Source organism: Psychrobacter sp. DD43, assembly GCF_904846555.1.
Lineage (GTDB): Bacteria > Pseudomonadota > Gammaproteobacteria > Pseudomonadales > Moraxellaceae > Psychrobacter > Psychrobacter cryohalolentis.
Genome location: NZ_CAJHBE010000013.1, coordinates 54,350 through 75,598, shown reverse-complemented (window position 1 = coordinate 75,598; position 21,249 = coordinate 54,350). Strand labels below are relative to the sequence as shown.

At 42.8% G+C, this 21,249-nt stretch carries 15 protein-coding genes; 5 read left to right on the top strand and 10 right to left on the bottom strand.

All coding sequences use genetic code 11. The features are described from left to right. Positions 1 to 73: 73 nt before the first annotated feature. Both JMX89_RS08425 and rpiA read left to right on the top strand, forming a co-directional pair. Entirely contained in the window at positions 74 to 1,378 is a 1,305-nt protein-coding gene (locus JMX89_RS08425; RefSeq protein ID WP_201532149.1) for an arsenic transporter, read from the top strand. Positions 1,379 to 1,524: 146 nt separating this feature from the next. Further along, positions 1,525 to 2,184 carry a ribose-5-phosphate isomerase RpiA gene (gene rpiA / locus JMX89_RS08420; RefSeq protein ID WP_181209920.1) on the top strand — a complete coding sequence of 220 codons (660 nt, stop codon included), beginning with the start codon at positions 1,525 to 1,527 and terminating at the stop codon, positions 2,182 to 2,184. A 124-nt stretch (positions 2,185 to 2,308) separates the two neighbouring features. On the opposite strand, the gene argF is transcribed toward rpiA, so the two are convergent. From argF to dnaB, 3 genes are all read right to left on the bottom strand, one after another. Beyond that, positions 2,309 to 3,226 (bottom strand): ornithine carbamoyltransferase, encoded by a 918-nt coding sequence (gene argF / locus JMX89_RS08415; protein WP_011513792.1) that lies wholly within the window; start codon positions 3,224 to 3,226, stop codon positions 2,309 to 2,311. 194 nt (positions 3,227 to 3,420) lie between these two features. Beyond that, positions 3,421 to 4,527, bottom strand: a complete 1,107-nt coding sequence (gene alr / locus JMX89_RS08410) for an alanine racemase (protein WP_201532150.1) — start codon at positions 4,525 to 4,527, stop codon at positions 3,421 to 3,423. 127 nt (positions 4,528 to 4,654) lie between these two features. Next, positions 4,655 to 6,058 carry a replicative DNA helicase gene (gene dnaB, locus JMX89_RS08405; protein WP_011513790.1) on the bottom strand — a complete coding sequence of 468 codons (1,404 nt, stop codon included), beginning with the start codon at positions 6,056 to 6,058 and terminating at the stop codon, positions 4,655 to 4,657. A 323-nt stretch (positions 6,059 to 6,381) separates the two neighbouring features. Between dnaB and pdxA the strand changes: the two genes are divergently transcribed. Continuing rightward, positions 6,382 to 7,491, top strand: coding sequence for a 4-hydroxythreonine-4-phosphate dehydrogenase PdxA (gene pdxA, locus JMX89_RS08400; protein ID WP_201532151.1), 1,110 nt, complete (start codon positions 6,382 to 6,384; stop codon positions 7,489 to 7,491). A gap of 184 nt (positions 7,492 to 7,675) precedes the next feature. Here the strand turns inward: pdxA and JMX89_RS08395 are convergent, their stop codons facing one another. Beyond that, positions 7,676 to 7,969 (bottom strand): hypothetical protein, encoded by a 294-nt coding sequence (locus JMX89_RS08395; protein WP_149409650.1) that lies wholly within the window; start codon positions 7,967 to 7,969, stop codon positions 7,676 to 7,678. 522 nt (positions 7,970 to 8,491) lie between these two features. Here JMX89_RS08395 and rsmA point away from each other — a divergent pair. Continuing rightward, a complete protein-coding gene (rsmA, locus tag JMX89_RS08390; protein WP_201532152.1) occupies positions 8,492 to 9,355 on the top strand; it encodes a 16S rRNA (adenine(1518)-N(6)/adenine(1519)-N(6))-dimethyltransferase RsmA in 864 nt (287 codons plus the stop codon). 80 nt (positions 9,356 to 9,435) lie between these two features. Continuing rightward, a complete protein-coding gene (locus JMX89_RS08385) occupies positions 9,436 to 10,278 on the top strand; it encodes a symmetrical bis(5'-nucleosyl)-tetraphosphatase (RefSeq protein WP_149409461.1) in 843 nt (280 codons plus the stop codon). Positions 10,279 to 10,323: 45 nt separating this feature from the next. Here the strand turns inward: JMX89_RS08385 and JMX89_RS08380 are convergent, their stop codons facing one another. The 6 genes from JMX89_RS08380 to JMX89_RS08355 all read right to left on the bottom strand — a co-directional run bounded on the left by JMX89_RS08380 (position 10,324) and on the right by JMX89_RS08355 (position 21,248). Then, positions 10,324 to 12,804, bottom strand: coding sequence for a site-specific recombinase (locus JMX89_RS08380; RefSeq protein ID WP_201532153.1), 2,481 nt, complete (start codon positions 12,802 to 12,804; stop codon positions 10,324 to 10,326). Between the two features lie 366 nt (positions 12,805 to 13,170). After that, the gene (locus tag JMX89_RS08375; protein ID WP_201532165.1) at positions 13,171 to 14,955 is read right to left on the bottom strand and encodes an acyl-CoA dehydrogenase C-terminal domain-containing protein; all 1,785 of its coding nucleotides are present in this window, start codon (positions 14,953 to 14,955) and stop codon (positions 13,171 to 13,173) included. A 292-nt stretch (positions 14,956 to 15,247) separates the two neighbouring features. Then, the gene (locus JMX89_RS08370) at positions 15,248 to 17,041 is read right to left on the bottom strand and encodes an acyl-CoA dehydrogenase C-terminal domain-containing protein (RefSeq protein ID WP_149491699.1); all 1,794 of its coding nucleotides are present in this window, start codon (positions 17,039 to 17,041) and stop codon (positions 15,248 to 15,250) included. A 327-nt stretch (positions 17,042 to 17,368) separates the two neighbouring features. After that, a complete protein-coding gene (locus tag JMX89_RS08365) occupies positions 17,369 to 19,093 on the bottom strand; it encodes a putative bifunctional diguanylate cyclase/phosphodiesterase (protein WP_227673057.1) in 1,725 nt (574 codons plus the stop codon). 233 nt (positions 19,094 to 19,326) lie between these two features. Next, positions 19,327 to 20,226 (bottom strand): 16S rRNA (uracil(1498)-N(3))-methyltransferase, encoded by a 900-nt coding sequence (locus tag JMX89_RS08360; protein WP_201532167.1) that lies wholly within the window; start codon positions 20,224 to 20,226, stop codon positions 19,327 to 19,329. A gap of 173 nt (positions 20,227 to 20,399) precedes the next feature. Then, positions 20,400 to 21,248, bottom strand: coding sequence for a methylenetetrahydrofolate reductase (locus JMX89_RS08355; RefSeq protein ID WP_201551358.1), 849 nt, complete (start codon positions 21,246 to 21,248; stop codon positions 20,400 to 20,402). Position 21,249: the final 1 nt, after the last annotated feature.

Here is a 21,249-nt window from a genome sequence, read left to right as displayed (position 1 = left end):
TAGGCTGTATGAAGCCTACTTGAATAAATGTCACTAAGTTTTCTTAAGTAAGTCTGCTTAAGTAAGGTAGTTCATGCTCGCATTGATTATTTTTATCGTTACTTTAGGGCTAGTAATATGGCAACCTAAAGGTTTGGGCATTGGTTGGAGTGCGATGGGCGGGGCGTTGGTCGCCCTAGCTTTTGGTGTGGTGCAATTATCTGATGTCGGTGTCGTGTGGGACATCGTTTGGGATGCTACCTTTACCTTTGTCGCCCTGATTATCATCTCTCTTATCTTAGATAAGGCTGGGTTTTTTACTTGGGCAGCCCTGCATGTAGCGAGATTGGGTAATGGACAAGGGCGTCTATTGTTCCCTATGATTGTGATATTAGGCGCTTTTATTTCTGCGTTTTTTGCCAATGATGGGGCGGCATTATTACTGACCCCGATTGTGATTGCGATTTTATTACGGTTAAATTTTTCGCCGCCATCTGCTTTGGCATTTATCATAGCGACTGGTTTTATTGCTGATACTGCAAGTTTGCCATTGGTCACATCTAACCTCGTTAATATCGTTAGTGCTAACTACTTTGATATTGGTTTTGGACGTTATGCTTTGGTTATGGTACCAGTCAATATTGTCTCTGTACTAGCGACGCTAGTGGTGCTATGGATATTTTATGCACGCCACATTCCAATACACTACTCAATGGCTAACCTTAGCACGCCTGAGTCAGCGATTGAAGACACCTTGGTTTTCAAAGCCGCTTTTCCGCTACTGGCTTTGCTGCTTGTCGCTTATTTTGCGACAGAGCCGCTCGGTATTCCTATCTCGCTCGTGACTGGCGCAGCAGCCTTACTACTTATGGCGATTGCAGGGCGATTTTGGCAAGGCGGTCGTGGGGCGGTGATGTCCGTGCCTGAAATTGTGCGTAGAGCACCTTGGCAGATTGTTTTATTTTCTATCGGCATGTACTTGGTTGTTTATGGTTTGGGCAATGCAGGATTAACTGCTTATGGTGCTCAAATCCTAAATTGGTTAGGACAACAAGGAACCCTAATAGCAACCTTGGGCACAGGATTCCTCTCTGCTATCGTGGCATCTATTATGAATAACATGCCCTCTACCTTGATAGGCGCACTAGCGATTGATAGCGCCCAAGTACCGACCGCCACTCGTGAGCTGATGATTTATGCCAATGTCATTGGCAATGATTTAGGACCCAAATTTACGCCTATGGGCAGTCTTGCGACTTTACTATGGCTGCATGTATTGGCAGAAAAAGATTATAAAATCAGCTGGGGGCAGTATATGAAGATTGGTTTGATTATCACCCCGCCAGTGTTATTAGTCACCTTATTAGCTTTAGTATTTTGGTTGCCCTATTTGTCTTAGTCGTAAAAATTAACGTCATATCTTATTATTAGAGGTGCTATTACGCTGACATCTATCAAAGTCATCGGTTATAATAGCGGCGCATTTTACCTCTTTTACCCTTTACTTTTTTTAAAGCGATACGTTTATTTTGCCAAGGACTTATGATGAGTGATCAGCAAGCACAAAAGCAAGCCGCCGCCCGCGCCGCCCTACGCTATATCGAAGATGATATGATACTTGGCGTAGGGACAGGAAGTACAGTGAACTGTCTGATTGAGTTATTACCAACAGTAAAGCTGGCTGGCGCAGTTGCAAGCTCGCAGGTGACAGAAGATAGATTGCGCGCACTTGGTATCGAGATTATTGACTTAAATTTTGCCGGTCAGCTCGATGTATATATTGATGGTGCTGATGAAGTAAACGCGCATTTGCAACTGATTAAAGGTGGCGGCGGTGCGCTCACGCGTGAAAAAATCGTTGCTGCTGCATCGAACAAATTTGTTTGTATGGTTGACGCTAGTAAATGTGTTGAGATACTAGGACGTGAGTTCCCGGTGCCGATAGAGGTGTTGCCACAAGCCCGTTCATATGTGGCGCGCGAGTTGGCCAAAATGGGCGGTGAGCCTGTTTATCGTGAAGACTTTGTCACCGATTATGGCAATGTGATTTTGGATACTTATGATTTGGATGTCAGTAATCCAATAGCACTTGAACAGCAGCTTAATAATATCGTCGGTGTGGTCTGTAATGGTATCTTTGCTGCTAATCAAGCCGATGTGTTGTTAAAAGCCAGCAGTAATGGGGTTGAAGTACTGACTCGATAATCAATAAGCGCTTGTCTATTAGACACTAACTTGGTTATCACATATTAAAAAAGGCAGAGCACAAGTTATGTGCTCTGCCTTTTTAATATCTATGATTGTATAAATAGCTTTTGAAAAATAGTATCTATATTTTGATTTTGTCTTTTAGCAAAAACTCCATCAAGGCTTTTTGCGCATGTAAGCGGTTTTCAGCTTCATCCCATACCACTGAGCGTGGGTCATCTAACATATCATGAGAGATCTCCTCACCACGATGCGCTGGCAAACAGTGCATAAAGACTACTTCAGAATCGGCTTTATCTAGCAGTGATGGTGTCACTTGATAAGAGGAAAAACGACGCGCACGCGTGTTTTGTTCAGACTCTTGTCCCATGCTTGCCCACACATCAGTGACAATTAAGTGAGAGTCTTTTGCCGCTTCTTGTACGTTTTCAACGATACTCACGCAATGTGAGAAGCGTTTCATCAGCTCAGGGTCAGGCTCAAAGCCATAAGGCGCTGCTACTCGTAGCTCAAAGCCAAACTGATTGGCAGCTTGCATGTAGGATGCACACATATTGTTGCCATCACCGACCCAAGTGACGATTTTATTTTCGATACTACCGCGATGCTCGTAATAAGTTTGCATATCAGCCAACAACTGGCAGGGATGAAATTCATCCGTTAAGGCATTAATGATTGGTACGCTTGAGTATTTTGCAAAGGTTTCGACTTTTTCGTGACCAAAGGTACGAATCATAATGATATCGACCATGCTAGAGATAACGCGCGCGGAATCCTCAATTGGCTCACCGCGTCCAAGTTGGGTATCATTTGGCGATAAGAAGATAGCGCTACCACCAAACTGTCCCATGCCGGTTTCGAACGAGATACGCGTGCGGGTGGATGACTTCTCAAATATCATACCGAGCGTACGACCAACAAAGGGCTGGTATATCTCGCCTGCATGTTGCATATGACGCAATTCGCTGGCGCGTTTGATAAGATTTTCTAGTTCTTGTTTGGTTAAATCAGATAAGGTCAAAAAATGGCGCAAACTCATAGCAATCCTAGCAGTCGAACAAAGTCAATGAAAATGATACGTTATCAGCCGGCAATTATATCGCGTCAATGCGTATACTGGAATGACAACAAACTTTTAGTATAGCGCAATTACTCTCAATGTAAATGTCCAATTTGCCATGATTTATCAGTCATGCAAACCTGCATTCGATGAGACATTATCTGACATGGCGATTACATCTGTATACGATTTGGGCGTACGCTTAGACGACACAGTAGCTCATAGCCAATCGTATCAGCATGGGTGGCAACTTCATCAACATGCGGTGCATCACCCCATAGTATGACCTTGCTATTTAAAGCGCTACTCTCTGGTACAGCGCTCACATCGATGACAATCATATCCATTGCGACACGCCCAATCACTGCACATGAGTAACGTTGCTGATTTACGGCGTCAATGACTGAAACATAAGCATCCTCATTGACAACGCGGGGATATCCATCACCATAACCAATACTAACGAGAGCCGTTTTAACATCTTGCTGGGCTATCCAGCGGCTGCCATAACCGATGGCGTCGCCAGCTTGTACGGTCTGCAAGGCAATAATTTGTGCGCTAAATTCCATGGCTGGCTGCAAATTTAGCGTATACGCGCTTTGGTCGATGACAGGCGCACTGCCATATAACATAATGCCTGGACGTACCCAATCATGATGATGCTCTGGGAAATTAACGATACCAGCAGAGTTGCACAATGATCCTTTAATACTAGTACTGACTGTTTGTCGTAAAGTACTTAGCATGTCATTAAAACGCTGGATTTGTATGGCATTTAATGGGTGATCTTGATTGTCAGCATTGGCAAAATGGGTGGTCAAAATCAGCTGATAGCCAGCATCATGCAGAGATTTTGCGGCTGAAATAAGCGTTTGGTTATTAAAACCTAAACGATTCATACCCGTGTTGTACTTTATCCAAACCACTCGAGTGGCGCTATCAACAGGTGGTATTTGCTCTAATGCCCAGTCCAATTGCGGCGCATGATGAATCACGCAACTGATATCGTGTTCAATTGCTTGTCGCCATTCATCAACAGTAAAGGCCCCTTCAATAAGCCCAATAGTTTTATCCCAGCCCAATTGCCGTGCTTCTAACGCTTCTCTTAAAGTAGCGACCCCGATACCATCTGCTTGCTGTAACGCTGGTAGGACGGCGGCGACACCATGTCCATAGGCATTGGCTTTTACCATCGCAAGGACGTTAGATTTTGGTGCTAACGCTTTTACTTGATTAAGATTATGAGTAATGGCGGCAGGCTTGATAGTGATTGTGCGCATAATCGTCTTCTTTTTTAGCAAAGTGATGAAGGGATAAACTTATAAAGCCAGTAATTCATCAATTGAGTTGATGAGTCACTGGCCATTTTTACGAGCAATTTTGATGCGTAATTATCTGTCAGTTTTATTATTCGTCGTTCTCAAAACTGACATTTTGATAGTATTCTGGCGTCAAATTGATAAAGCGGGTAAATTGTCCTTCAAAACCCAAACGTATGGTGCCGATAGGGCCGTTACGCTGCTTACCAATAATGATTTCAGCCACACCTTTGTGATCTGAGTTTTCATTATAAACCTCATCACGATAGATGAACATAATCAAATCGGCATCCTGCTCAATCGCACCAGATTCACGCAGATCCGACATAATAGGACGTTTGTTAGGACGATTTTCTAGACTACGGTTAAGCTGCGACAAGGCGATAACTGGACATTCAAGCTCACGTGCTAGTGCTTTTAAACTTCGAGAAATCTCAGAGATTTCCCCAACACGGTTGCCATCTAGGCCGGGTACCTTCATTAATTGTAGATAATCGACAATGATAGCGCCAAGCTTGCCATCATGATTTTTGGCAATACGGCGGCAGCGTGAACGCAGCTCAGACGGTGGCAGGGCGGTACTGTCATCAATATATAGATGCTTTGACTGCAAATGCTGAATGGCGTTCATCATTTTTGCCCATTCATCTTCATTCATTTGACCTGACCGCAGATGTGTTTGGTTGATTGCGCCCCAAGATGATAGCAAACGCATCACGATAGATTCTGCGGGCATCTCCATCGAAAATACCACTACAGGCAAATCTTCATTAAATAAAATCCCTTCTGCTAAGTTCATCGCAAAGGTGGTTTTACCCATTGATGGACGCGCAGCCACAATGACTAAATCGCCTGCTTGCAAGCCTTGGGTTTTATTATTGAGCTCAACAAATGGGGTTTGTAGTCCAATCATGCCATCTGGATTTGATTTGAGCTCTTGGATTTTATCAATAACATTGGTCAATACGGCAGTAATACCGACAGGTCCACGCTGCTCTGCACGTTTATTATGCTGCTCATTGATGCTAAATATCTTCGCTTCTACGTTATCCAAAATATCGCTGACGGTTTGGTCTTTGGGATTATAGGCTAGGGTCAACATATCATTGCCGGTAGTAATCAGCTGACGTAGTGTAGATAGCTCGCGTACACGCTGGGCGTAAGCCGTCAGGTTAAACAAAGTTGCTGGACTTTGGCTCAAGATATCCGCCAAATAGCTGTCGCCGCCTGCGCTTTTTAGCAGCTTTTGTGCCTCTAACCAATCATGTACCATAACCGTGTCATAAGGCTCATTGACTGCAGCTAAATGCGCAATAGCATCAAAAATATACTGATGTCGCCCAGCATAAAAATCGTCTTTGGTAACGATATCTGCAATCTTATCGTATGCCTCTTCGATACTCATCAAAGACGCCAGCAGCGCCTTTTCAATATCGATATTGTGCGGTGGTGTTTGATTGAGTAAGTCGTCGGTTTTTTCAGTATCTGCCATGAGTGCCTAATATTTCAAAAGTCGGTATAGATGGGTATTGTTGTAAGTATTTATTTTAGTAATGATACAGCAAAGCAAGCGCAATGCATTTCGATGAGAGAAGTACCAAAACGTCATCTCACGCGTGCCAGTAAATGCTACAATCAAAAGCGAAAGTTTAACACATTATGTGATTTTTTCAGCCCAGATAAGTAATTATCTATAAAAATGCCTGCTTCTATGAAATGAAGTTCATGGCATATAACACAGCTTCAAATACGCTCATTTATCATAAAAAATACAATAGAATCAGCTTCTTAATATAATAATAGGATGTTAGTGCTATGCAAGAAAAATTGCCATTATTAATCACGACTGGTGAACCTGCGGGTATTGGTATGGATATCGTACTGCTGCTAGCGGCTGAGGGTAAGTTACAGGATTTTGATCGTCCAGTTTGGGTCACAGCAGATAGCACGGCAATGCAAAAACGTGCCGATGAGCTCATTGCTGCGGGCATACTAAAAAGCTGCCCACCTTGGAAAACGATTAATACAAATGAGGCAATTATAGAAGACGATGATTTTTTAAATCAAATGTCACAGCAGAGTATTAACAGTGGCGCTATTAATAATGATAATGCTTTTATCTTATTAAATATTCCCTGTGCTGCGCCCGTCGCTTGTGGGAAAATTGATATCAATAACTCCGCAATGGTGGTTACGCAGTTGGAAATAGCGCATAAACTGGCAGCCAACAAAACAGTCGCCGCTATCGTCACCGGACCACTACAAAAATCTGCATTGATAGAGGCTGATATTAAACTGTTAGATGGCACGATGTTTAGTGGGCATACGGAATTTTTTATGCAGCAAAGTGGCTGTGATAAAGTCGTCATGATGCTTGCTAATGAAGCCATGAAAGTGGCACTTGTTACAACGCACTTGGCGTTAAAAGATATTCCTGCAGCCATCACTGCCGATAATGTACGCCAAACAGTACAAATTGTTATCGATGATATGTGTGAGAAATTTGGCTTGACGCAACCGCGTATCTTAGTTTGTGGTCTAAATCCACATGCGGGCGAGGGCGGGCATTTGGGCATTGAGGAGATTGAGATTATCAATCCAGTGCTGCAAGAATTTATCAATATTGGAATAGATATATCAGAGGCGATGCCAGCGGATACTTTATTCACGCCGAGACATTTAGCCAACTGCGATGCAGTGATTGCCATGTATCACGACCAAGGGTTGCCTGTACTCAAGTCACATGGTTTTGGCGATACGGTCAATTTGACCTTGGGGCTGCCCTATATTCGTACTTCTGTCGATCACGGTACTGCGCTTGATTTAGCAGGACGCGGCGGTGCCAGTGCCACAAGTCTATATCAGGCACTTCTCATGGCAAATGAAATGGCCGATAAATCGCTCATAAATAGACCTCTTGAATAAGTCGATGCCTTAGCGAGGTTTATCACGCAATATTGGGCAACTTTTGCATCAACCATGCCTATTTATGAATCATCAAACACTCCCTAATATAAGTGGTTCCATTATACCAGTCTGTTTTAAGTGGTCTGTTAATAGGCTTGAAGGGTGAAATATCTGGTTCCCTTGGGGTATACCCTAACAGAACCTATTGAAATAATTCATCTAATTTTACGACAGCATCATCATATTCTTTGCCTGGATCCAGAAATGCTGTTTTAAATGAATAGTAATCTGCCAAAAACTCCAATGAGCATCCGCCTAAAGATTTTGCTTTTTCCATAAGCTTCATTCTAGAATCAAAAGGTATATACCATAAGTCATCTTCTAATAAGCACTTAACTAACATATCAACATCGAAGCATTCTTCTATTGCTTTATCAAATTTACTAAAAACATCTCTCCATGTCTCCACATCTGCATCTACTTTTGCTTCAGACATTTCCCTAATTTGTGTACTGATTCTACAGATATTCACTTATACCTCTACTTAAGTTCCAGAAAACAAATATCCAAATATATCTATAATATAGCTTAAAACACCCTAAACATAAGCTACGATAGAGAGATTGCAGAAGCTAACTTACTAGCTTTTAATCAATGACCTCATAGGCATTAAGATTATATCTAAAATCTCCTGTTCGAAGCCTGTATAGCGTACCGATCACGAACAGAATATATATGACAAGTACACCATGAAGTACACTGTGATTATCTCAACAAGTTAAAACTTTGATATCATTAGCCTACAGCCGTAGATTCGAGTCCTCACTAGGGAACCGTATTATATCAAATGGTTTAGAACAAAAAGCTACTGTGTTGGTTGCGCCAAGGTATGGGTAGTTTATAGATCAAATATCTCAAAAACACAGTCAAATAATAAGCTGTGATATAATTCATCCCAATAAAACACTCATTTTATCGTCATTGCTCACTTTTACCTCTTACTCATTAAGACTATTCTATGTCAAAAACTACATTTGATGCTCAATCTATTACCAACAGCCTACGTGCTGCCAAACACCAACCGCGTAAACGCTTTGGTCAAAACTTCTTACATGACCGTAGTGTTATCCGTGAGATTGTTGAGAGCATTCGCTTAGAGCGTGATGACAATTTGATTGAGATTGGGCCAGGGATGGGCGCATTGACTGAGCCGCTATTGGCCGAAGTGAATGCGATGACTGTAGTCGAGTTGGATCGTGATTTGGCAGATAGCTTGCGTATCCGTATCGGGGCTAATAGTCATCCAAATTTTGAGATTATCAAAAACAATGCCATGCATGTGGATTATCGGGAGCTTTATAGCGATGAGCGCGGCAAATTACGCGTGGTAGGTAATCTACCGTATAACATCTCAACGCCCATACTCTTTCACTTACTCAGCTATGCCGATGTGATTGAAGACATGCACTTTATGCTGCAAAAAGAAGTGGTTGAACGTATCACCGCTGACGTCGGTAGCAAAACCTATGGTCGCCTATCGGTCATTATGCAGTATCACTGCCATACGGATTATTTGCTCACCGTACCACGCGGTGCTTTTAATCCGCCGCCAAAAGTGACCAGTGCCGTATTTCGTCTGACGCCGCACATTATTAAGCCAGTCGTGGCAGAAGATGAAGAGTATTTCGCATTGGTGGTGCGCGAAACCTTTAATCATCGCCGTAAAACGTTGCGCGCTATATTCAAAAAATCAACTTTATTGCCGACGTTGAGCGAAGACGATTTTGCAGCTTGCGCCATTGATCCACAAGCCCGTCCTGAAACCTTAAGCGTGAAAGATTTTGTCAATTTGAGCAATCAAGCGCGTAAAGTAGAAGGCTGATTTATCAGTGTTATTCATACCGCAGATATCATTGATTGCTAAGTAGTATCTACAATATCCACAAGAAAGATTGAGAGCTTATGAGTTATCGTCATCAGTATGTCATCGGTGATTTGCAAGGCTGCTATGCTGCGTATCTTCAGCTACTTGAAACGTTGGATTTTGATCCTGAGCAAGATAAATTATGGTTTGCCGGCGACTTAGTGGCACGCGGCGAGGACTCTTTAAATACCTTGCGTCATGTCAAAGATTTGTGTGAGCAAGGGGCAGCCGCGACTGTACTTGGCAATCATGATATCAATTTGCTAGCCGTATGGCGTGGGGCGACGAAAATTAAGAAAAAAGATAAGACAGCACCGATTTTTGCAGCCGATGATTGTGATGAATTGCTAGAGTGGCTACGTCATCAGCCATTATTGGTGTATCCTGATAAGCATACGGTGCTGGTGCATGCGGGTATTCCGCCGCATTGGAGTATTGAAGACGCCGAAAAATATGCACATCAGTTAGAGTCGCAGTTGCGCAGTCATTTAAAACAGCTTGATAGATTGTTGCCAAACCTCTATAGCAAGACGGCAGATAATTGGCATGCAGACATTCATGGATTTACGAAAATGCGAGCGATTGCCAATTATTTTACTCGCATGCGCTTATGTCAGCAGGATGGGCTGCTTGAATTTAGCTTTACCTCAGGGCTAGATGAGCGCATGCCAGAGGATTTTTTGCCTTGGTTTGAATGGCAAGTGCCGCGCACGCGTAAGGTGTTATTTGGGCATTGGGCCGCACTCAAAGGTGAGATTGATCTGCCTTATGCTCGTGCACTAGATGGTGGCTGTGTTTGGGGCAATCATTTGCTAGCTTATCGCTTAAGTGATGGCAAGACCATCACGTCAAGTGCGCAGTGCTTGCCGATATCTTCTTAATTTTTTAGTGATTCCAAAAACCAAAAAAGCCATCAAATTAACCCATTAACTGGGTAGATTTGGTGGCTTTTTTGGTTTAGGTAGTGGCGTTTTGGCGTCGCCTGCAACTTTGCTATCAGCAGTGCTGTCTTGACTAATCGCATCAGATACCGTCTGATTATTCTCATCAAACGCAGCATGCGTTTTATCATATTGAATATCCTGACTATAAGGGACGCTGCTAAGTGCTTCCTCTGTCAGACCATCATCAAGCTCAATGGTTTTATTCATGGCTGACTTATTGACGGTAATATGAGCTTCGCGGTTGTTTAGTTCAGGACTCAGCTGATGTTCTGCTGATGGATTAGTATAATGTATATCAGTGACCGCCTGCTGTCCTTCTGTCTTCTTCTGCAAGGCTTTTGGGAGCACTTTGACATCAGATAAGCGCCTTACTACATAGTTTTTGGGAAGTGGCTGATTGCTATTTTGTGATGCGGTATCATCGAAAATCATCTGACCTTGGCTATCAATACGTGCATACTTCATCGGTTTGTCGCGTGGCCAAAAAAAGTCAGAAGGATGCGTCATTAAGTGGCTGAAGAGTTGCTTAGTTAAGCGACTCCAATCAACGAATTTCACCTCTTTTGAGCGTAAAGCGACAAGAAGTGCCAGTGAGAAACTGACGATCAAGTTGACCATACCGATAAGTAAGACGCCAAAGACAGAAAGCAGCACCACTTGCCACTCTAGCTGATTGGACGACATATTAAATAAGCCATGAGCCAAGTTCGCTGAAGCAAAGGCAATATGGCGAATATCAATTGGTAAGCCAAATAAGAAACCAATCGTTGCAGTACTTCCTAGGAAAACCCCAAAGATAAAGTTGCCCATGATGGCACCAAGATTGGCTTCTATAAAGCCGCCTAAACGTTGTAGCCATGCTTTGGGTAATAAATACTGTAATAGCTTATGACGCTGAATACGGGCGCCTATCTGGTTGTAGACCGCCAAATTATCATAATAGCCAGCAATCAGACCTGATAAGAATAAATACACCCCAGCAATAGCAGCATGTGGCAAAGCTAGTGAGCGAAAAGGGTCGAGATCATGAAGTAGGTGAGCCGCCTTATCGGTATCAATCATCGGCGCGCCAGTATATTGCAACCAAGCAAAAGAGATGATCAAGGCGACTGGTATAGCCATCATAATATTACCCATGATGGCAATGAACTGGGTGCGTAAAATATCGACCACCAATTCAGACAGCTTATTTAACTGATGGGACTTTTTACCCGAGCTGTCTGATATGGTTGAGGCGATAGCTGCCGCTGTCATGGCAGGCTGTTTGGTAGCGACTGTACCATGGACGATATGGATGAAAACAAAGCCCAAACCATAAATCATACTATTGACAAAGGCGCGACCCATTGGTGCGAGAGCTAAGTGGTATGCCAATATCTTAGTCGTCGCCATAAAAGCAATGATAAAGCCACCGATAGAGGCTTTTTTAAACATCTTCTGATAACCAGATTTATCAGTACTAATATAATGTTCGCCAACGCGGCTGGCGTTTTCAGTGACTTTTCGCGATAGCAGCTTAGTATTATTGTCAATCAAATAGCCAATACTATAACGATGACTGGCAGTCGTAATCAGCGCTTGAATCAATTCAATTATTGCCCGATCGCGCTTATCGTAGTTGTTTGCTACCAGTTCAGTCAATATGCGCATGCGCTGTAAGCTTTGATCTAATCGTAGCATCATGTTGGTTAGGCGAATAGAGATACCGGTTTTGTAAATGCGCTTGCGTATGGTGGCAACGATGTCTTCGCATTGCTCAATCATGACCAATAGAGGCGCTGGATCCACGGCTTTTTCGGGAATGATATCAGTTAAGGTGTCGAGCTCATGTGCTTCTCGGTACTGATTGACGTACAAGACTGCTTCTTGATTTTGTGCCACAAACGACGCTGAATAATTCAGCATTTGCGGGTAAGATTCCATCAAGTCTGGATGCAAGCCAATACCGCTGATACGATACGATAAAATGATAATCGCGTTCAAAATACTGTTTTTTGCCGTCGCGACTAAGTTTAGATGCTGCTCATGGACTTTGAGCAGCCCGACCAGCTCATCCCATTTTTCTTTTTCAATATGGGCAAGCCAGCGCTCATCAGAGCGTTTATCAAATAAATAACCAACCAATTCTACGACAGAATCTTCTTGTGGCAGTAGTGGCAAAAAACGATGACCAATCAAACGGCGCAAACTGTAAAAGAAACCCTGATCTGACATAATGCCAGTATCGGTATAAAGAGCGATCTGGCGGTATTCGATAATAAGTTTTAAGACGAAACTCGACAGCCCATCGCCATATTCTGGATGCTGACGTAAAACCTCAATAAGATTTTGAATATTCTGATTGGCTAAAGTAGGCTCTTTATCACTTACTCGTAGCTCATCGATTAAGCGCTTAAGTACCGCGGGATCTGGTACATCACTTAAGGCAGTAATCTGTTGTAAAATGTGTTTTATCTCTGACACATCGTATCCCTTATGGTAGTTATTTCAATCATCGTTATTATGTAGTATGTGAAATAAGACATCTTCTTCTTTTAGTGACTGGCTGTAATTATCACTGTTGCGATACATATCTTTATTAATTTACCGCTTGTTAATGTACTGCGCCCTCATTTATAAGTTTTAGTATATTTTTATTAAGTTTAAGGCATTTGGTTTTGCGTTATTTTAATCGTAACGGCTCATCAATAGTCAACTATTTTGTTAGCAGGTATTTTGATGACTATTGTGTCAATTTTATGAAGATATTTTTGGCAAAAAAAGGGACAGTAGCGTGACTGTCCCTTTATCATAGTGCGGCAGGGCTTACTTTATTATAAAAGTAACCAATTAGCTAGCAGGTACGTCAAAGTAATTCAGGTCAAAGTTCATCATCGGATCACTACCAGCTTGAACCATCTGAGCATGGGCATCGATACGTGGCAAGATACGACCAACGAAATAATCAGCAAGCTTGGCTTTATTGGTGTAAAAATCACCTTCTTTACCATCAGCTGCTTCAACCATCAACGCAAACATATACGAGTAGGCTAGGTAACCAAAGGCATGCATGTAGTCAACGGCACAGCCATTAATTTCATTCTTACGCTCACCAATATTATTTAGCACCGTTGTGGTTAGTGCTTCAATTGTATCAGCAGCATCTAGCGTCGCTTGCTTGATGCCGTGCTCTGCTTGCATATTATTGACAAAATCACGAATTTCACCTAAGAAATGGGTAACGTATTTGCCGTTATTTTTCGCCACTTTACGACCTAGTAAATCAAGTGCTTGAATACCATTGGTACCTTCATAGATCTGGGCGATACGCGTATCACGAACGATTTGCTCCATACCCCATTCACGTATATAGCCATGACCGCCAAATACTTGCTGGCAATCAATAGTGGCTTCTAATGCTTTGTCAGTCAAGAATGCTTTAGCCACGGGCGTCAATAGTGCAACACGTGCGGCAGCAGCTTGAGCGGCCTCTGGATCGGTACTAAACTTCTCTTCATCAAGGTTTTTGGCAACGTACATCGCAAAGCAGCGTGACGCTTCAGTGTTGGCTTTGGCATTTAATAGCATACGGCGTACATCGGCATGATGAATGATGGCATCCGCTGGTTTTTCTGGGCTTTGCAGTTGGGTATCGCTACGACCTTGACCACGGTCATTGGCGTATAGTGCTGCGTTTTGATAAGCAAGCTCAGAACCACCAAGCCCTTGTAGACCCATGGTGACACGCTCATAGTTCATCATAATGAACATTGATGACAGACCAGTGTTTTCGGCACCAACCATCCAGCCTTTGGCGCTGTCAAAGTTCATGACACAAGTGGCTGAGGCTTTGATACCCATTTTATGCTCGATAGAGCCGACTGCTAAGGTGTTGCGCTCGCCTAAGCTGCCATCTTCATTGACCAAGAATTTCGGTACGACAAATAGTGAGATACCTTTTGAGCCTTCTGGCGCGTTAGGGGTTTTTGCGAGTACCAGATGAATGATATTGTCAGTTAGGTCATGCTCACCGCCAGTGATAAAGATTTTGGTACCAGAGATATCATAGCTGCCATCATCATTAGGAATAGCTTTGGTTTTGATGATACCTAAGTCAGTACCAGCATGTGGCTCTGTCAAGCACATGGTGCCAGCCCATTCGCCGTTGTACATTTTCTCTAAGTAAGTTTGCTTTTGCTCTTCAGAGGCAGCCGCGTTTAGGCACAGTGTTGCGCCAACGGTTAGGTTAGGGTAGAGAGCAAATGATTGGTTGGCGGTAAAAACCATTTCTTCAGTTAGCATGGTCACCATTTTTGGGAAACCTTGACCACCGTATTCAGAATTACCACTTAAGCCGACCCAGCCAGATTCAGCATACTGCTTATAAGCTTCTTTAAAGCCAGTTGGAGTCGTAACAACGCCATCACCTTGGAAGGTTGCGCCTTCTTCATCACCGCTACGGTTGATAGGTAACAAAACGTTTTTTGTCAGTTTTGCCATTTCTTCCAAAATCATATCGACCGTTTCCATATCGACATGAGCAAGATTCTCGTTATTTTGCCAAAATTTAGGCGCGTTAAATACATCATTTAAGATAAAGCGCATGTCATTAAGAGGGGCATTATAAACAGCCATAAACATTCCTTTGGTTCAAATAAATAAAAGTGAGTTGAACAAATTTATAAGAGATCTTTTGAGTTGGGCTTAATATTCATTATTAAAGTTTAGCAAATTAGCTTGCGCACGGGTGTATTTGTTCGTGAATTATGCGTACACCAAAAGTATGGATTATTTTATTTAAAAAATGACTATGGCAGATTTTAAGTGATAGTAAACAAAATCGGCAACACACCTTGGTATGTTGCCGATAAAAAATACATTATTTAGCGCTACAAAAAAATGATCGATCAATGTTTTTTGGTGTTAATTAAAACGCAAATTGATCAACATCCATGCTCATATACGGCTCAACACCAGTGCTGATACGCTGTACGTGAGTGGTGGTACGTGGCAACAGTTTGGCAAAGTAGAACTGCGCAGTTTTGACTTTCGCGTCGTAGAATGCTTGTTCGCTACTACCGTTAGCAAGTTCAGTTTGTGCCACTAATGCCATGCGTGCCCATAAGTAGGCTAGCGTCACATAACCGCTGAAATACATATAATCAACCGCCGCGCCGCCAACTGCATCTGGATTTTCAGTCGCTTGCATACTGATACGTGCAGTCAAATCGCCCCATTCTTTAAGATGTTTGGCAAGTGGGCGAATAAACTGACCCATCTCGTCGTTTTCTTTGTTTTCTTCACAGAATGTCTGAATGATTTTGACGAAGTTTGCTAGCAGCTTGCCTTGTGAACCCAATACTTTACGACCTAATAGATCAAGCGCTTGGATTTCAGTGGTACCTTCGTAAAGACATGCAATACGTGTATCACGCACGTTTTGCTCCATACCCCATTCGCTGATAAAGCCATGACCACCATAAACCTGTACGCCATGGTTAGCCGCTTCTAGACCAGTTTCAGTCAAGAATGCTTTGGCAATAGGCGTCAATAATGACAGCATTTGGTCAGCAAATTTAAGCGCATCGCCTTCGCCTTTTGCGACAGTATCTGCAAAATGTGAGAGGTAATAGACTAAAGCACGGCCACCTTCAGCAAAGGCTTTTTCAGTCAACAGCATGTTACGAACCGCTGGATGTACAATGATAGGGTCAGCTACTTTTTCAGGGGCTTTAACACCAGATAATGAACGCATCGCTAGACGATCTTTGGCATAAGTTAATGAGCCTTGGAACGCATATTCTGCTGCTGTCAAACCTTGAACTGCGGTACCAATACGCGCCACGTTCATAAAGGTAAACATGCACTGTAGACCACGGTTTTCTGGGCCAATTAGATAACCCGTTGCGCCATCAAAATTCATCACGCACGTGGCTGAGGCTTTGATGCCCATTTTGTGTTCGATAGAGCCACAAACGACGTTATTGTTTTCACCTAGGCTGCCATCTTCGTTGACCGTTACCTTAGGAACGATAAACAGTGAGATGCCTTTTGTACCAGCAGGCGCGCCTGGTAGACGAGCCAATACAATGTGAATGATGTTGTCCGTTAAGTCATGCTCACCAGCTGAAATGAAGATTTTTTGACCAGTGATGCTATAGCTGCCATCTTCTTTAGGCTCGGCTTTGGTGCGGATAATACCCAAATCAGAACCTGCATGTGCTTCAGTCAAGCACATGGTGCCTGACCATTCGCCGCTGACCATTTTTTCTAGGTAAGTTTGTTTTTGCTCGTCTGTACCGTGATGCTCGATGGTTTGAATGGCACCATGAGATAAACCAGGGTACATAGAGAATGACCAGTTAGCTGTACCAACCATTTCATTAATGACGGTCGATAATGAAAAGGGCATGTTTTGACCGCCGAAGTCTTCTTCAGCAGATAGGGCTGGGAAGCCAAGCTCACAATACGCTTTGTATGCTTCTTTAAAGCCTTTTGGCGTCGTCACTTGACCATTGTTGAACTGACAGCCTTCAGCATCACCGCTTTGGTTGAGTGGTGATAGCTCATTTTCAGCAAAGCTTGCGGCCATCTCAAACAGACTGTCCATTAGCTCACGATCTGCTTCTTGGAATGCTGGTAAGGTTTTATAATGGCTTTCGCTGTCAAGTAACTCATGCATCACGAATTGGATATCACGTAAGGGTGCTTTGTATTGCATAACTTCCTGTCCTTTTTTGGTGTATGACCGACAGCGATGGGATGACTGTTGTAAGTCTGAGTTGCTAGTATCTTGCTGGCATGGAGTGTGTCTGCATTATTAACAAACAACGATACCGATCATATGAAATAACATTGAGAAAAGAATTAAGACCGTATCTGTAAATTCTTGGTAAAAGATAGGCGTTCACTGGAAAATATACAAGTTTGGAGACAATACTGATAAGTCATCAACCTATCTTGCATCCTATGTACAATATAGCCTACACGCTAAGCACGTTTATCGATATGGTAGAGGAACGATATGAGGATGTTTTATACTCGCTCTCTAGCCATTGTTATTTTTGGACAAATGTTGTTGCATTAACATGTTGGTTGTAACTTCAGCAGACATAGGTTTGCCAAACCAATAGCCTTGACCATACTGGCAACCCATAGCCAAGAGCAAATCGCGCTGTTGCTCGTTTTCGATACCTTCTGCGATGACCTGCATATCCAGTGCTTCTGCTAATGCCAAAATAGCGTTAACAATGGCACGTTGAGTTTTGTCTGCGGTAATCTTAGAGATAAAACTTTTATCGATTTTAATGAAGTCAAAGGGATATTCTTGCAGATAACTCAAAGAAGCATAGCCGGTACCAAAGTCATCTAAAGCCAAGCAAACCCCTAGCGCTTTTAACGAATTTAGCTGTTCTTTAACATTAGAGTGGCGCTTCATCAAAGAAGATTCTGTCACCTCAATATGTAATTGGTGCGCTGCAATTTGATGCTGTGCCAGTAAATTACTGACCACATCAAAAAATTCTGGATTGCTGAATTCAGCGGCATCGGCATTGATACAAATATGTTGGTCAAAGCCCAAACCTTGCCAAATCTTTAGCTGCTCAGCGATTTGGGTTGCCACTTGAGAGAACAACTCAAGCGATAACTTGTGAGAGATAATGGCATCAATAAAATCAATAGGTTGCAGCAATCCGCGAATGGGATGCTGCCAGCGTACCAAAGCTTCAAAGCCTGAAATATCACCTGTATCTAGGGCGAATTTGGGTTGATAATAGGCGACAAACTGACCTTCGTTAGTGGCTCTTTTAAGCTCATATTCTAATTGCAAATGATCAGCATTGAGCTCAATAAGGGATTTGTTATACCAACAGACATCGTCGCCACCTTGCTGCTTGACATAATTTAATGCTCTTTCAGCTTTGGTTAATAAGCCGATAAACTCATTATCATTTTCAGGATAGTAACTGACCCCAACAGAGACATGACAATACACCTCGGTATTTGTGGCTCCATTATCACTAATAAAGAAAGGACGCTCACACATTTGCATCAAAATATCTAGTTGATGGCGCACCATATTGGCGTCACTACACTCAAACAATAAAGCAAAGTCATCACCGCCAAAATGTGAAAAACAGCGCAAATGATCAAGTGCCAGTGCTTTAATCCGCAATACAAAATCCTCAACCAAAGTGTTGATGTATTCAGGTCCTAACAATGTGGCAAGGTTGCGATAACGATCGATATTGACACGGACAATCACCACTTCTTGATAGCTCTCTAACAGCAGCTCACTGGTCTGACTCAAAAACACCTTACGGTTTGGCAGTCCAGTCACCTCATCATGATTGAGCAAATGCACCATTTTCTTTTTATTTTTTACAACGATCGAGGTATCTCGAATCGTGCCGACATAGTACGGCGTATCATCTAGGTAGATTCTGCGGTAAGTGATATGGCAATCAACATTGTGCCCGTAACGGTTTGCCATGGAAAAATCAATTTCACAGAACCCTGTGCTGTCCAAACTGCTAATCAGATTTTTTAATACCAATTGTTCATCTTCTGATAACAATTCAGCTGCGTATATGCCAAGCGGACGCCCAAGCAAAAAATCTTCTGTGTAACCGATCATTTGCTCATAAGTTGCATTGACCGATAAATAATACAAATTTGCATCTAGGATAAAGATAGCATCTTCATATTGCTCACAGAGTTTGACCAATAGTTGCTGTTTATCCGCCAGTGGCATTGGTGTAAAAGCAGTCATAAATGAACTCATAAAATAGAGGTAAATCGATAAAGAGAGCTTTTCGTATTGGCAATTAGCGCTGTTTTAATGTAATTAGTGCAGTTTAAAAAGATACAGTGCTACTAGGACAAATTTTTGAAGAATCTGGTGCTCATACGCATAGTGAACAGCAAGCGAAATTTGTCTCAGTAAAATGCTATTTCATTTGTATTTTTTATTGTGAACTGACTATATGACTCTTTGTACTACTACTAAGGATTGACACATGGCAACAGTGCTTGCAATGTTGCCAAGGCGACCACTGGGGCAGTTTCTGTACGTAACACCCTCGCACCAATTTGCCAAGGCTCAAAACCAACGTCTGCTGCTTGAGCGCATTCGTCAGTACTTAGGCCACCTTCAGGACCAATCAACAATTCAATATAAGGCACTGGTTGCTGTAATACAGTCAGTAGCGAATCAGGCATAGCAGGTTGTCCTGCCGCTGGTACACTAAGCTGTAGACGCAAATCAGCGGGTCGTTGTAATACTTGATAATAAGCATCCTGACTAAGGGTGGTAACCATAGAGCTGATAGTCGCTTCTATCTTCACAGGCGTGGTCGTTGTGATAGGCTTAAGCCAATCGTTAATAGGAATAGGCGCAATAATAAGCGGTGGACGGTTAAGACCGCATTGCTCACAGGCAGCAATCGCAACCTGCTGCCAATGAGCAAGCTTTTTTTCTACTTGGGCAGGCTTCAGATTGACCTCGCCATGATGACTGCTTAGCAATTGGATGGCAGTGACGCCAAGCTCGGTAGATTTTTGAATGGCGTAATCCATCCGTTCGCCACGACTCATTACCAGCCCGATTTTGGTAAATATGGGTGCACTATTATCATTATTTGTGTGAGAAAGCAGGGTCACAGTCGCGTTTTTTTTACTGATGGTCAGTAGCTGTACCTGATATTCACCGCCAAAGCCATCAAACAAAACACCTTGGTCACCAATAGTTGCTCGTAATACACGGCACCAATGATGGACGATACTTTCAGTTAATTCGACGCTGGCACCGATAGGCAAGGTGCCAAGCTGAGGGTAGGTCGCAGCCTTTTCATTGGTAACGTCATTACTAATGTTGCTATTAGTGGCATAAAAGAAACGTCGCAAAATTACTTATTCCTATAATGAGGGTCATGATATTTTTCAATATCTTAGCAGAATATCATTTGAGTGGGTAAAGGGATTGTCACTAATGGAATTCGCATAACTGCAATTCCCATACCAAAAAAGACTGGCGCTCCTAGGAACGCCAGTCATTAAGCAATACATTGGGTAAATATTTAAGCAATCAAACCTAAGGCTTCAATTAAGCGCTTGTTTGGCTCAACCTTATTCATGCTATAAAAATGCATGGCAGGTACGCCCTCGCTAATTAAACGCTCGCATAAACGGTAGACCACTTCAAAGCCAAACTCGCGAATCGCCTTACTATCATCACCAAAGTCAGCCAATTGCTTACGCACATAACGTGGGATATCGGCGCCACAGCTGTCAGCAAAACGCATCAGATTGCTAGAGTTGGTGATTGGCATAATGCCAGCAACCAATGGCTGTGCTACAGTATCAATACCGCGTTTTTCTAAGGTATCACGCAGATACAAATAGCTATCAGCGTTATAAAAGAACTGGGTAATCGAAGCATTGGCGCCAGCTTGATATTTATTGACCAAGTTATCGACATCAAGCTTAAAGCTACGCGCTTGTGGATGCATCTCAGGATAGGCGGCTACTTCGATATGGAAATGATCGCCCGAATGCTCACGGATGAACTTGACCAAATCTAATGCAAACGGCAGCTCACCCATGCCTACTTGACCTGAAGGCAAATCGCCACGTAATGCGACCAAGCGTTTGATGCCCAAGCTTTTGTAATGCTCAAGTAACTCGGCAATTTCACTTTTATCATCGCCAATACAAGACATATGGGGTGCAATATCAGTCTCACCGCGCGCGCATAAGGCTTGGACGATATCTAAAGTGCGGCTACGAGTTGAACCACCAGCACCATAGGTCACCGAAAAGTACGCAGGTGACAGCTTATTCAGCTCATCATAAGTGCTGAGGAGCTTTTCGTGTCCTTGCTCGGTTTTGGCTGGGAAAAACTCAAAGGAGAAAGCAGGCTTAGTCACA